This window comes from Nostoc sp. DSM 114159 (assembly GCF_053470285.1).
The window spans coordinates 2,132,579-2,145,388 of record NZ_JBPFEH010000001.1 but is presented as its reverse complement, the minus strand read 5'-3'; the positions used below and the strand labels follow the sequence as shown (position 1 = coordinate 2,145,388).

At 42.5% G+C, this 12,810-nt stretch carries 14 protein-coding genes; 1 reads left to right on the top strand and 13 read right to left on the bottom strand.

Annotation, left to right across the window (positions count from 1 at the left end):
• Positions 1-43 precede the first annotated feature (43 nt).
• The 10 genes from proB to ACR5KR_RS08650 form a co-directional block, all read right to left on the bottom strand.
• Complete coding sequence (gene proB / locus ACR5KR_RS08695) at positions 44-1,153, bottom strand: glutamate 5-kinase (protein WP_448266197.1); 1,110 nt, start codon at positions 1,151-1,153, stop codon at positions 44-46.
• A gap of 287 nt (positions 1,154-1,440) precedes the next feature.
• Positions 1,441-1,980 carry a YqeG family HAD IIIA-type phosphatase gene (locus ACR5KR_RS08690; RefSeq protein WP_448266196.1) on the bottom strand — a complete coding sequence of 180 codons (540 nt, stop codon included), beginning with the start codon at positions 1,978-1,980 and terminating at the stop codon, positions 1,441-1,443.
• Positions 1,981-2,033: 53 nt separating this feature from the next.
• Positions 2,034-2,660 (bottom strand): hypothetical protein, encoded by a 627-nt coding sequence (locus ACR5KR_RS08685; RefSeq protein ID WP_448266195.1) that lies wholly within the window; start codon positions 2,658-2,660, stop codon positions 2,034-2,036.
• A 227-nt stretch (positions 2,661-2,887) separates the two neighbouring features.
• A complete protein-coding gene (locus tag ACR5KR_RS08680) occupies positions 2,888-3,460 on the bottom strand; it encodes a DUF3727 domain-containing protein (protein WP_448266194.1) in 573 nt (190 codons plus the stop codon).
• Between the two features lie 143 nt (positions 3,461-3,603).
• On the bottom strand, positions 3,604-4,101 hold the full coding sequence (gene ruvX / locus ACR5KR_RS08675; RefSeq protein ID WP_448266193.1) for a Holliday junction resolvase RuvX: 498 nt from the start codon (positions 4,099-4,101) through the stop codon (positions 3,604-3,606).
• Positions 4,082-5,338, bottom strand: coding sequence for an N-acetyltransferase family protein (locus ACR5KR_RS08670; protein WP_448266192.1), 1,257 nt, complete (start codon positions 5,336-5,338; stop codon positions 4,082-4,084). The genes ruvX and ACR5KR_RS08670 overlap by 20 nt, the downstream gene beginning before the upstream one ends.
• A gap of 208 nt (positions 5,339-5,546) precedes the next feature.
• Positions 5,547-5,753 carry a hypothetical protein gene (locus tag ACR5KR_RS08665; protein ID WP_322690484.1) on the bottom strand — a complete coding sequence of 69 codons (207 nt, stop codon included), beginning with the start codon at positions 5,751-5,753 and terminating at the stop codon, positions 5,547-5,549.
• A gap of 124 nt (positions 5,754-5,877) precedes the next feature.
• A complete protein-coding gene (locus tag ACR5KR_RS08660; protein WP_448270134.1) occupies positions 5,878-6,369 on the bottom strand; it encodes a hypothetical protein in 492 nt (163 codons plus the stop codon).
• 256 nt (positions 6,370-6,625) lie between these two features.
• Entirely contained in the window at positions 6,626-8,767 is a 2,142-nt protein-coding gene (locus ACR5KR_RS08655) for a pentapeptide repeat-containing protein (RefSeq protein WP_448266191.1), read from the bottom strand.
• Positions 8,768-9,058: 291 nt separating this feature from the next.
• Positions 9,059-9,397 (bottom strand): hypothetical protein, encoded by a 339-nt coding sequence (locus ACR5KR_RS08650; protein WP_445626917.1) that lies wholly within the window; start codon positions 9,395-9,397, stop codon positions 9,059-9,061.
• 299 nt (positions 9,398-9,696) lie between these two features.
• Here ACR5KR_RS08650 and ACR5KR_RS08645 point away from each other — a divergent pair, with 299 nt between their 5' ends.
• Positions 9,697-10,128, top strand: coding sequence for a hypothetical protein (locus ACR5KR_RS08645; RefSeq protein ID WP_322694729.1), 432 nt, complete (start codon positions 9,697-9,699; stop codon positions 10,126-10,128).
• Positions 10,129-10,170: 42 nt separating this feature from the next.
• Here the strand turns inward: ACR5KR_RS08645 and ACR5KR_RS08640 are convergent, their stop codons facing one another.
• From ACR5KR_RS08640 to ACR5KR_RS08630, 3 genes are all read right to left on the bottom strand, one after another.
• A complete protein-coding gene (locus ACR5KR_RS08640) occupies positions 10,171-10,542 on the bottom strand; it encodes a hypothetical protein (RefSeq protein ID WP_445626918.1) in 372 nt (123 codons plus the stop codon).
• Between the two features lie 84 nt (positions 10,543-10,626).
• A complete protein-coding gene (locus ACR5KR_RS08635; RefSeq protein WP_448266189.1) occupies positions 10,627-11,808 on the bottom strand; it encodes a glycosyltransferase in 1,182 nt (393 codons plus the stop codon).
• 10 nt (positions 11,809-11,818) lie between these two features.
• On the bottom strand, positions 11,819-12,808 hold the full coding sequence (locus tag ACR5KR_RS08630; RefSeq protein ID WP_448266188.1) for a GDP-mannose 4,6-dehydratase: 990 nt from the start codon (positions 12,806-12,808) through the stop codon (positions 11,819-11,821).
• Positions 12,809-12,810: the final 2 nt, after the last annotated feature.

Genomic DNA, 12,810 nt, shown 5'->3' with positions numbered 1-12,810 from the left:
TACTGTCTCAGTTAGTAGTCACAAAATTTATCTTATTTCCATTTTAAGTCAAAACCAAATTATCCCGATGAATCACGGTTTCTGCACCGGCATAGCCTAAAATTGCGGAAATTTCCCGCGAATGACGCCCAGAAATCTTTTGCAATTCATCGCTGTTATAATTCACAAGTCCTCTAGCAATTTCGTTACCATTCGTGTCACATAATTGCACAGCATCTTGTGTGCGAAACTCTCCTTCTACCGCCTTAATTCCAGCTGCTAATAACGATCTTCCTGCTAGAGAAATTGCCGCGATCGCACCTTCATCTAAATACAATTTCCCCGCAGGTACAAGTCCGTAAGCTATCCAACGTTTACGCGCCGAAGTTGGTTCGGGTTGCGGTTCAAAATGTGTCCCAATCAGTTCGCCTTGGATAATTTTTTCGATATTCCGAGGAAATCGCCCTTGGGTAATTACGGTACGGACTCCCGCTGCGATCGCAATTCTCGCAGCCGAAATCTTTGTCACCATACCGCCAGTACCCCACTGAGAACCTTGGGAACCTGTTTGTATTTGTAATTGAGTTAATTCTTTAATACTACTCACTAAAGCGATCGGCCGCGCATCTGGCACAGAACGCGGATCGGCTGAGTATAGCCGATCGACATCGGTGAGCAAAAATAGCCAATCTGCTTCTACTAAGCTGGCAACTAATGCCGAAAGGGTGTCATTATCACCAAATTTTAGTTCGTCTATGACTACGGTATCATTTTCATTAACTACAGGGATAACTCCCAGTCCTAATAGTTCCTGAAAAGTATTGTAGGCGTTGAGATAGCGGCTGCGCTGTACCAAGTCACTGCGAGTCAGTAATACTTGAGCGATCGCCTGTTGTAGAGTAGTAAATAAATCATCATATATCCGTATTAACCTACCTTGTCCAACTGCTGCTACAGCCTGCTTGAGTGCGATCGCTTTCGGACGTTCAGTTAAACCCAACCGCGCACAACCCACGCCGACAGCGCCAGAAGAAACTAAAATCACCCGATGTCCTTGGCGTCTTAAATGGCAGAGTGTTTCCGCCAAAGTAGCGATGGTAGAAAGTGCTAATTGTCCCGTTTCTGGTTGAGTTAGGCTGGAAGTACCGATTTTGACAACAATTGTTTTAGCCATTAGTCATTAGTCATTAATCATTGGTTATTAGTCATTGGTCATTAGTCATTGGTCATTAGTAACTGACGAATGACAACGGACAAATGACAAAGGACAAATGACTAAAGAAATTGTAAAGCGCCAATCCCTCTATAGTGAAGGTTGACGCTTTACGGAAGTATATTTACTTAGTATGAGTTAGGGTCTTTTTTGGCTGACCCCATGTTATTAATACTTATGATCCCCGATTTTTTACTTCCAGGAAGATTCCTTAAGCATTTCTTTAGATTTACTTTCCTGACGATTTCTCAACTTTTGTGAATTTTAGTTTTCTTGGGGGTAATAGAGGCTCCCAGAATTTCAGATATCCAAACTTCAAAGTTGCGGACGGGATGAGAGCGCAGAGCTACATCAGCATGAACAATCGGTTCCACTAGAATGGTAAACATTCCCAGGCGATTACCTGCTAAAACATCGGTGAACAAGCGATCGCCTACCATCCCCACTTGATGCACTGGTAGATCCATTCCCCTCAGTGCGGCTCTAATTTTGCGTCGGGAAGGCTTGGCTGCACCTAAGTAGTAAGGTAAATTGAGCGATCGCGCAATTCCACCAATTCGCGCTTCACTCAGGTTGTTACTCACCAAGCACAGTGCAGTACAGGTACGGATTTGCTCTACCCACTCTCGTAGTTCTGGGGAAGCTATGCCGACTGTAAAAGGTACTAAAGTTTCATCTACATCCAATACCAGCCCTTTAAGCCCGTATTTTTGGATAATATCTGGTGTTAGGTTCAACACTGAACCCTCTAAAATCAAATCAGGCTGTAAAAGATTGTTCCAGACCATAGTCAACAGTCAAATGTAGAGAGCTAAGACAAATGAGCATAACCCAATATAGTTTAGTTAGTCGAACTCCATCCTGGAATGTCTCCTTGAACATTTTGAGATAAAATCCCTAAAATCTTATCTATTTCTTTGATGTAATAATTACTCAAATCAATAAATATATCGTTTTCTTCTAACTTCAAAAACTTCCAAATATCCCCTGTTGTTACCGCACCATAAATTTTTCTAATTTCATTTCCTTCTTGTTGATTAAACAATTGGGCTGCCAACATTGCGGCTGCACATTGACCTAATCCACCTTTAATATTTTCATTTTTGGCTTCAATAATAACCACCACTGGCACATTAATTGTTAGCTGCTCTTTAGAACGACTGATGATAAAGTCACAGTATCCATTCAGACCTTTTTCTGCATCGACATTAAAATCTGTTCCCGAAAATAAGCTAATTGGATAACTCGCTCTGCGTCTTATCTCCAACAATATCGGAGTGATAATCATTTCTGAACGAGCTTTTTCAGTATTAATTGCTAAAGCCAGTTCTGTAGTTTCTTCTAAAGAATTTTTGAGTTTCTCACTTGCGTGTAAAGGTTGTATGTCAGCACATAAATCAGTTTCTTCATCAATGCGGATGCTGAATGACTTTTTAAATTTACTTAATGTAAAATCGTTATAAGCCATTTTCAGCACCTCATACCAATTTTAGATTTAGATAATGGAATTGAAAATCACGACCAAAATGCTTGTTTCATAATTTTAAACAATACTAATTGTCCCAATTTGGTGTTAATGTTTCATAGTTTCCACATTTAATGGGACATGGTAAAAGGTTTAGGTAGATTTTGATTACAATCAAAATTCTCAATTAAAAATTCAAAATGCAATATTTTCATTTTGAATTTTTAATCTTATTCCACCTCATTAAAAAGATGTTCTTCTAACAGAGGTTGCACTTTCCGAAACTCCTCTGGAGAAAGTAATTCCGGCTCACCTGTTTTTGTTATCCGTGCAAAAAACAACAGGGGATCTAGGGGTGTATAAATTGCATACTCCTGATCTTCCTCATAAAAGCTAGCAAGTAGCTGTAATTGCTCAGGCTCTAAATCTGCCTCTTCGTCATCGATTTCTAAGGTGAAGAGTTCTGATTCTTCAACTGGTGGTAAATCACCTGCAACTGTCAAAGCATAAGCTGTGTTCTTCAGTACCAAGTTCTGCTCAGATAGTACAGCTTGGGCATTAGCAAAAATTTGCTCAATGATCGTGTCATCTTCTACCAGAACCGCTTCTTCTTCCTCACCATCACCTTCCCAAGAAAAAATTTCTACAGGTGAGTCTACAGGAAGAAGCAAAACGTATTCTTGTCCATCTACTTCTAGGGAATGCTCTATATAACAGTCGAGCGATCGCCCTTTGTCATCGGTTAAAGTGATGGAACCCGCATGAGCGTTATCATTTTCTTCAGGAAATGGAGAGGAAAACATAGCCGAAATGTAGAAATTTAATAAATACCAGCAAGTTTGAAAATCGTTTAACTATAGTTAATGACATATCATGTCAAACAAATAGCTTTATACGTAGATACAACTGCTGGCTAATCGTTTTCAGAATATCATGTTAAAAGGTATCAATATTCAATAACCGCGACTGAGCTAGGAGAGTTGGCACGTTTAACATCCAGCCATTGTTGCAAAATTAAAGCGGCTGCCTTGCGGTCAATTAAACCTTTATGGCGTGATGGAGAGCGGTTTTCAGCTATCAGCAGTTGCTCTGCTTGAAATGAAGTTAATCGCTCATCCATATATTCCACAGGCAAGTTTAGTGCTTTAGCAAGTCTTTTAGTAAATTTCTGAACTTGACGAGCCTGAAATCCTAGTGAGCCATCCATTGAATAAGGTAAGCCCATAACTAGAATTTGCACCTCACGTTCATTAACGATTTGTCGGATTTGCTCGACATCCTGCTCAAAAGATGTGCGTTCAATTGTAGCGATACCCGTGGCAATTAAACCCGTGCGATCGCATCCAGCCACACCAATCCGCTTGCGACCAAAATCTAGTCCCAATGCGGAAATAAACGGTTTTGGTTGCTCTTGGGATATCACACTACTTCTCCTGCTGTCCATCTGCTGATTCAGCAATCGGTGATGTTTCTATGCTAGGATTTTTTACCGAAAAGTTAATCGGTTCTGGCTTGCTTGGCAGAGGTTTATCTGACGATGGTAACTTTCCTGGTTGTATCCATGACATCCCACCTGGTATAGGTTTACGAGTAGGTTGTAAACCTTGCAGCATATCAGTCCACTGCATTCCTTCTAAGGAGACGAATTTTGACTCTCGTAGCTTGTGCCACACAGAGCGAGACATCACTAATGTATGTTCTATGCGTTTTGCCCCAATTCGCTCTAAATATTCTTCTCGCTCTGCCTGATAGTCTGAGGATGCTAGTTGTAATCCTTGCTGGGGAAAATCTTGGGCAATACGAGCCAGTTGAGATAGTAATTCTGGATAAAGCCAGGTGTAAGCAGGATGAACTGTCAGCGTTGCAGCATGGGGAACTTCACCTTTGCGATCGAGTTGCACCTGAAAATAGCCGATCGCAGCTTTGCGTTGCGGTTCAAATACGTAACCACTGACTACTTCTGTTTTGGTCAGCCATTGCTTTACTGCATCAGTTAAAGCGCCAAACAAACTGGTTTTAAAGTCGCGGGTATTGCGGTCAAAAACCTGACGTACCAAAGGTGGCATCGATGCCGTATCTAGTTGATATAGCAACTGGGCATCAGCATTACTTATAGGTAAGAGGTTGGGCAAGTCTGGCTCTGCTTGTGCCAATTCAGCCAGTAATTCTGACCCAATTTCCCAGTATGTCATTTCTGCTAGACGCTGGAATCCATTTTGTCGATATAATGCCAGCGCCTCTATGTCATTGATATTAACTTCCAGTAACCAAGTCCGAGCTTCCAGAATCGATTCAAAGCAATGACGCAAAAGTGGCGAACCAATTCCTTGTTTATCAACACCACGCTCTAGCAACACTCGATCGATCCGCCAAGTGCTACGTGTGCGGTTAAAGGGTGACACTTGAATCATTCCTAAAAGTGTCCGCCCTTGCTCTGCAACAAAAGCACAAAGGCGATACTGTAGCGGGTTAGGAAACCAACTTAAAAATTTGAGTAATCCATACCAACGACGCAGCCTTTGCATCTGGCTGATGGCAAAACCTGCTCCCTTCGGAGTAAGGGCTGCTAATGACTCTTGAGTTATGCGCTCAATTCCGTCCAGATCCCGATATTGGACTGGTCGGATAATAACGCTGAGGTTTCTGGGAAGTAATGAAGTCATTTTTATTCGAGCCGCCATTTAGCCTTAACTAACTGCTCTTCAAAGGAAGGAACTGCTGCAATAATCTTAACTAGTTTCTGCTCTCTACTATTGTGCCAAAAGGGTGATTTTAGTAACTTAATACTTAAAAAGCAGAAAAAGCAGACCTTGTGAGAACACCATTGGCATTGACCCAACAACATCTGCCCTTATTTTATTTGAATTTTGATTAAAATTTGTATATATTTTATAACCCTTGCCGAGAAACTAGCTTTTCAAAGTTGGCTTGGGTTTGATGGAGTAATTGGTGGCGACTATCTACCAGTGTTTGCTTCAGCGTTGGAACAAGATTACGAGCTTGCAGAGTCATGTGAAGTTGCAAGTTAGCAACATATTCACTGAAATCTTGATTCATTTCATCTGCGCCCGCATCCGTTAATAAATTTGATTCCATTGCCACTGTGTTCTCCTGTGTTAATCCTGTGCTGTCTCTCTTCATGACCAAAAACTATCACGTTGTTTGGACTAACTTCTTAATTTGCAATGAAGTTTAACGCTTCTTAGGGATAATATGTCCCTTAAAATCTTAAACCAACGCCACCTTGTACGGAAATAGCTGTACCACTGCTATCTCGATAGGCATCAAAAGCAATAATAGCATTGCCAAAAAGGACAGTATTGCTATTTGGGATCATATAATCAATACCCGGTTGTAAGGCAAAACTAATTTTGTCACCTACAGGAGAAGAATCACCGCCACCAGCTAAAACTAATCCCGCACCCAGGTAGGCATCAGCTTGCCAGTTGAGGGGTAAATCGTAAGAAACCGTTGGTACAACAGCCGTATTACTACCAATTAACACTTGAGCGCGGAGTGATACTGGTGCTTCCAAAAGCTTGTAGCGCCCCGCGATTACTCCCCCCAATTGGATACCATCGGTCAAACCAACAGTGGGGCCGATACCAATATAACTGCCATAAGCCACTTGAGCTTGTGCTGGTTTCGTACTCGCCAGACTCAAGATCAAACCAGCCCCTAAAACTGAAACCAAAGATGGAATATATTTCATAACCAACTCCTCACACCAATTTGTCATTAGTCATTTGTCATTGAGCATTGGGCGTTAGGAGTGCTGTTAGCGATAGCGGGGCGTTTAGCCCTTGCTGAGTGCTGAGTGCTGAGTTAGGAGTTAAGAGTTAAGAGTTAGGAGTTTTGTTTATCTCCTTGTCCCCTAACTCCCTCACTACCTCACTCCCTCACTCCCTCACTCCCTGCCCCTCTGCTCCTCTGCTCCTCTGCCCCTCTGCTCCCCTGCTCCTTCCATTCTACGGGCAACGGGGATGAATCCCTCCTTGAGTACAAATGTATGCTAATTGCTTGGCATCTAAATTTTTGGCTTGAGAAAAATCAACCCCTTGGACTACGGCAGATACTGAGCCTAAATCTGGGGTTTGGACAAATTGATCTGCTGGATCTTGTTTGCTAGGAGCGAGAATTGCTCCTTTAAAATCTGCTCCAGCAACGTTTGCCCCTCGTAAATCTGCAAGACTCAGGTCAGCATTTTGCAAGTTAACGTTTTCCATTTGGGCAGAACGTAAAACAACACCAGTTAAACGAGTAGCACTGAGGTTAGCATTGCTGAGATTAGCACGATCCAAATAAGCTCCTGATAAATCTGCCCCTTGCCAATCAGTGTTAGTTAAGTTGGCAAAAGATAATTGCGTTCCAATGGCAGTGGCGCGACCTAAACGCGCTGCATACAGATTGGCTTCGTTCAATTTGGCATCGCCTAAATCAGCTCCAGTCAAGCTAGCTTTTTCCAAAACTGCATTTCGCAGATCGGCTCCTACTAGTTGGGTGCTGTTGAGTTTAGCATCATATAGACGCGCGTTGGATAAATTGGCTCTGTTAAGAGTGGCACGACTCAAATCGATGCGGTTCATCAAGACGCGACTGAGGTTAGCATCAGTAAGATTAGCTTGCTGCAACTGAGCTTGGCTTAAATCAGCCATTACATCGTCGTAGGTATCCCAGCGTCCATCTTCACCTACACTCCGAAAGCGGGTACCCTTAAAGCTGGCTTGGTTAAGATTTGCAGATTTAAACTTAACTCCTGATAAATCAAGATTGTCCAGTACCAAGTTGAAGAAAGAACCTCCGTAAGTACCACTTTGACCTAATTGGGTTCTACTAAGGTCAACACCGTCGATTTTTTTACCGCTATAAACAGAGAGAATCTTGTTGATTGTTCGTTGGTTTCTTTGTAACCGACCTTGGCGTAATTCCCGCTCTTTGGTTGCAGTGCTACCTACAGATTCCAGTTCGCTCACCAAAAACTGATTCTTATTTTTGAGTTCTGGGATGGCTTGGGGCCCGACAGTTGTTAAAGCTTGTTGAATTGTATCCAGAAGGCTGGGGTCAGTTTCGCTAACTAATAAATCCGCCAGAAATTTAATGGATTGTGGGTCATTAAGACCACCCATAGCCAGAATTGCACTTTGGCGTTGCTCATTAGTTGCCCCAGAGTTGGGAGTCAATTGTTTGACAAGTTCGAGGAATTGTTGGCTGTTGATTTGCTTGGTTGCTCGCTGGGATTGTTGAATTTGGATATAAACTTGAGTACCGATTAAAGTTGCCAGCACAGCAGTCATACTCGTTAGCCCTACCCCAAACAAAGTCAGATTGGGATTTTGCTGTATTCGCCGCCACAAATTATGCGATTGGCTGGTTCGATCTGCCGCTAATTCTTCTCCCTCTTGCCATTCTGCTGCTTCTTCATTACTGTCAGCAGACTGAGCTTGTTTGTTGCTAGCTAAAACTGCATCAATTGTATAAGTACCTGCGAGTCGATCGTGGAGTGCGCGACGCCCCCGACGGGACGGTAAGCCAATCCCTTCACCCACAATCATTAATAAAGACAAAAATGTGAATAATCCTAAATTGGGAAAAGCAAAGCTGTAGCGCCACAGCAGATAGGCAATGGAAATGGGTACAGTCCAACGCCCAACTCCTTCTCTGATCGCAACTGCCCCCAATCCGGGCGGCTTCCCTTGCTCGTTGACAACCCGCACTTTTAACCAACGTTTAGGAATTGTGCTACCAGTCTTAGCTAATAAATACAATTGCCACCACGAGAGAGTTACAGGCGCTAACAAGGCGATTGTCCACAAAATATTAGTCGGCCATGCTACGTTACGGATGCCATAGCTCACAGGTAGAGCTAGGGGTCTGGCGATCGCTCTTTCTGTGACTACCAGCACGGGGTTAAGCGGTACTCGGTTCAGATCGCTTCTAGAATTGGCATAGACACCAAGGCCGAAGGGAATCAACCCACTAGTCACCACTAGTGTAATTTCAGCCGCCCAAGCAGCAAAACGCCTACTTCCTAGTAGCAGCGAATTGGCTCTTTCCGATTTTTTTGACTGACCAGATTGATTACTAGTTCTTCTGACAATTGGTGACGTCATCGTATAATTTCCTTTGATATTATTTCTACGCCGCGATCGGCACAATTAAAATAGACTAAGCTCGTCAGCAAAAAGAAAAGCATATTGAAATAGGATTTAGGAGTTATGCAGCAGAATTCAGGAGTCTGAATAAGCTGCGCTAACAGAAATCAAATAGGCTTTATACCTAGTTTTGACACTTAGCTTGTGTACTTCAACTTCCTGGAAATCCTCTGTAAGTCAGAAGCCGTTTTTATTTCGGCTCCTGACTTTCATAACTTTGGGCAGAGTGCAAAGTAAATGCATATCAACTTATTGCTTACGTTGAAAGCTACCAGACACAAAAAATTTGTATCCAACATACACTAACACTGCCAAAAGTGCCAGACTGATTATAGATGCAACTAGTTTAAAAACTGCTTGCAGCATCGCCAAGCCTACTAGCACCGTCACACCTGAAACTACCAGCTTTTTTGCCCCAGATAAGCTGTTGAACCAAATCTGAAATCGCTCTAGTTGCAAGTTGAAGCTGGCAAAAATAGACTGAGGCGTTTGTTTTTGTTCTTGTGAAACCACCCCAGGCGGGGAATTAATCTCTGCCTCTAGCTGATTGAGACGACGCTGTAAGTCTTCTTCTGGTTGAGGATTCATCAATCTTTCCTAACTCATTAGCATACTTATTCAACAATAGACTAACCAAATTCTATTTTTGGTGGTTGTCTTTGTGATTTTAGCTAATGTCTGTGGATGCAAGACCTTTCAGGCATCAATTGTAGAGACGTTGCAATGCAACCTCTCTACATACACCTATCAAATCTTCACAAATAATCCTTAACTGACTAGTATTACTTTATACGGCAGCTTTTGGAACCAAGAGGAATTGCTGTCGTCTATATAAATCGGACTGTATAACAATATTGCTCTAAAAAAAATCTGGAGCATTCATTAAAATGAAGACTCTGAGGCTACTTGCAATTATTCCCACAGCTTTGGCGATGAGTTTGGCTTTCACTGAGGCTAATTTGGCACAGACACCAACAATTCAAATTGGTCGGAATTTCCAACCAGATCCACTGGTTTTGAAGGGAAAGTCTGGGGGAACTGTCAAAAGTAATTGTGGCAATATTACCACTGAACCTAGTCAAGTTATCCAAGTTACAGAGTCACTACCTTATTTACGATTAACAGTAGAGAGTCAAGGAAAGCCAACACTCCTGATCGACGGGCCTGGAGGGCGCTTTTGTGTATTAGCAGATAGTTACTCTGGAGGTAAGTCAGAACTTTCTGGTTATTGGCAGGCAGGAAAATACTCGCTGTATGTGGGCGAACTATCCCAGCAACAGTATACTTACAACCTCTCAATCTCACAAAAAAATAAATAGTCATTAGTCATTTATACTTTGCTAATGACTAACGATCCTTGACTATTCTTCCAGTGATTTAGCGGGAACTTCGACAGCAGTGACATCAATTGTGCCTTCTGGTGTGAAGCGCTGAAAATGACTATTTTGCACTAACAGTAATTCCTTACAATTAGGACATTGCAACTGAGTGTTATTTAAACCTGTAAATTCATATCCACAAACGGGACATCGATCGGCAACCAAGTTGCGTTGCAGCCACCAACGAAAGCCAAAAAAAGCCACAATAGGTGCTAACAACAGTAACCCGAAAATAATTAGCAGTGAATTAACTAACCAACCCAAGCCCACTGATGCCAGCAGCCAAAAAACTGCCAGCAGGGTGAGCCAAGGGCGGAGATTTAAAAGATTCAATTGAAATGACTTAAAGCTCATTTTTAATAAATTTCGTCCTGCTCTCCTTCTAGGATAGCGATTTTAGTCATTAGTTATGAGTTATCGATCGTTTGTCATTTGGACTCAAATGGACTTTATTACTGAGGATAGCAGCATTTTGTGTAAGTGCTGTTGAAAGGCATTGATGCCAAACAGAGCGATCGCCTGTTCTCTTAGCCACTCTCCATCACATCGCTGGTCATTCCCTTGAAGCATTTCTATACAAGCTGCTGCTACAGCATCAGGATTGCGGTGTGGAACTCGCCATCCCAGTTTACCATCTTGCAAGGGGTCAGCGGAGCCATCATCGTCACCAGATAACACCGGCACTCCACAAGCCATTGCTTCTAGATAAACTATGCCAAAGCCTTCTTGCGACGGCATAATATAGGCGTCAGCAAGCCGATAATGTTCCATTAATTCTTCTGTGGCAACGAAACCAGCAAACACGACGCGATCGCTCACACCTAAATATGCAGCAAGTTTAGCTAATCGCGGTTGGTCATCGCCGCGACCAATTACCAAATATTTCACTTCTGGGAAAACTTCAGCGATTTGTGGTAATGCCCGAATGGTGACATCTACACCCTTGTAAATATCTCCTGACCATAACCGCGCTACTGTCATTAACACTTTCGCATCAGTTAAGCCATACTTCTGGATTAATTCTGGTTGTTTGGAGCCAGGAGTAAATTTATCCGCATCAATTGCACAAGGCAGCATCTGTACCATGTTTGGGTTTAGACTATTGGCAACACAAGCGCGATCGCGGCTGTAGCGACTAATTGTCCAAATTCTCTCTGCTGATACCAGGGCACGACGTTCCTGATTTTTCAACGGTTCCCAGACTTCTTTGCCGTAAGTTAGCACGGTGTAAGGAATCCCCAAGGGCTGGCAAAGTGTTTGGATTAATACTGCTAAGTTAATGTGACCGCAGAAAACCTGCTGCGGACGGCTCTGCAACAGACATTTCAGTAAAGCTGCTGCCATTTGCAATCTCCCCAAATAGGGAGACTGATTTTTAAAGTAATGAAATTTTAAGTTCTCGTCTTCAAACGGATTTAAGCTATCAGTACTATCTCGCAGCAAAAAAACTTCTGCTTTGTAGTCTTGACCCAATCCCAAATAGGCGCGAAAAATATCTTTTATATACGATTGAATACCACCTTCGTGAGCAAAAATTTCTAAAAACACAAAGACATGGTTAGTTTGTTTATTAACTTTATTACCTAAATTCAGGTTTTTTGTCACTGTAGTGATTTGCATCTTAGATTATTTACACTTGCGGTAAGGGCGCGATGGCACCGCTTTGTAACCGCTCTAAATCTGTTTTTACCATTTTTTCTAAAAGTTCCTCAAAGCTTACTTGGGGTTCCCAGCCGAGGTTTATTTTAGCTTTACTGGGGTTAGCTACTAGTTGAAAATGCTCATCTTGTCGCAAAAAGTTAGTATTTAAAACTACATACTGCTTCCAATCCAAGCCCACAGACTCAAAGGCTGTGGCAACTAAATCTCTCACACTGTGTAGTTTGCCAGTGCCAATCACATATTCTTCTGGCCGATCAATTTGCAACATTAGCCACATTGCCTTTACATAATCACCTGCAAAGCCCCAATCACGTTTGGCATCCAGATTACCCATTTCTAATGTGTCAGTTAAACCCAATTTAATTGATGCAGCTGCCAAAGAAACTTTGCGTGTGACAAACTGAGGTGCGCGTAGAGGAGACTCGTGATTATATAAAATTCCGCTACAGGCAAATAGTCCATAGCGCTGTCTATGATGCACCATCGTCCAGTGAGCGTGCATTTTAGCCGCAGCATAAGGATTTTTGGGACGAAAAGCGGTTTCCTCATCTTGAGGCGAGAGGAATACATCGCCAAACATTTCTGAACTGCTGGCTTGATAAAATCTCGTAGACAAACCAACTTTTCGTACTGCTTCCAAGAGCCTAGTAGCTGTACCAGTTATTAAATCCAAAGTTCCCAATGGGTCGTTCCAAGAGTCGGGTACAAAACTGGGAGCCGCCAAATTGTAAATTTCTTGGGGACGCAGTTGTTCAACTGCGGTCAACAGTGCTGCACTATCCCTCAAGTCAACTGTAAAAATTTCTACTTGATTTGCCAGTATTCCCAGTTTTGTCAAATTAGTTTGTCGATGTGGGGGTACTAATCCGACAACTCGATAACCACGGTTGAGGAGCAAATGGCTGAGATAGTAGCCATCTTGACCAGTAATTCCTGTAATTAGGGCTGTCTTAGTCATAA

Bases quoted from the DNA above. Each gene is read 5' to 3' on its own strand.
- proB (WP_448266197.1), bottom strand. From the start codon at position 1,153: ATGGCTAAAACAATTGTTGTCAAAATCGGTACTTCCAGCCTAACTCAA.
- ACR5KR_RS08690 (WP_448266196.1), bottom strand. From the start codon at position 1,980: ATGGTCTGGAACAATCTTTTACAGCCTGATTTGATTTTAGAGGGTTCA.
- ACR5KR_RS08685 (WP_448266195.1), bottom strand. From the start codon at position 2,660: ATGGCTTATAACGATTTTACATTAAGTAAATTTAAAAAGTCATTCAGC.
- ACR5KR_RS08680 (WP_448266194.1), bottom strand. From the start codon at position 3,460: ATGTTTTCCTCTCCATTTCCTGAAGAAAATGATAACGCTCATGCGGGT.
- ruvX (WP_448266193.1), bottom strand. From the start codon at position 4,101: ATGGACAGCAGGAGAAGTAGTGTGATATCCCAAGAGCAACCAAAACCG.
- ACR5KR_RS08670 (WP_448266192.1), bottom strand. From the start codon at position 5,338: ATGGCGGCTCGAATAAAAATGACTTCATTACTTCCCAGAAACCTCAGC.
- ACR5KR_RS08665 (WP_322690484.1), bottom strand. From the start codon at position 5,753: ATGGAATCAAATTTATTAACGGATGCGGGCGCAGATGAAATGAATCAA.
- ACR5KR_RS08660 (WP_448270134.1), bottom strand. From the start codon at position 6,369: ATGAAATATATTCCATCTTTGGTTTCAGTTTTAGGGGCTGGTTTGATC.
- ACR5KR_RS08655 (WP_448266191.1), bottom strand. From the start codon at position 8,767: ATGACGTCACCAATTGTCAGAAGAACTAGTAATCAATCTGGTCAGTCA.
- ACR5KR_RS08650 (WP_445626917.1), bottom strand. From the start codon at position 9,397: ATGAATCCTCAACCAGAAGAAGACTTACAGCGTCGTCTCAATCAGCTA.
- ACR5KR_RS08645 (WP_322694729.1), top strand. From the start codon at position 9,697: ATGAAGACTCTGAGGCTACTTGCAATTATTCCCACAGCTTTGGCGATG.
- ACR5KR_RS08640 (WP_445626918.1), bottom strand. From the start codon at position 10,542: ATGAGCTTTAAGTCATTTCAATTGAATCTTTTAAATCTCCGCCCTTGG.
- ACR5KR_RS08635 (WP_448266189.1), bottom strand. From the start codon at position 11,808: ATGCAAATCACTACAGTGACAAAAAACCTGAATTTAGGTAATAAAGTT.
- ACR5KR_RS08630 (WP_448266188.1), bottom strand. From the start codon at position 12,808: ATGACTAAGACAGCCCTAATTACAGGAATTACTGGTCAAGATGGCTAC.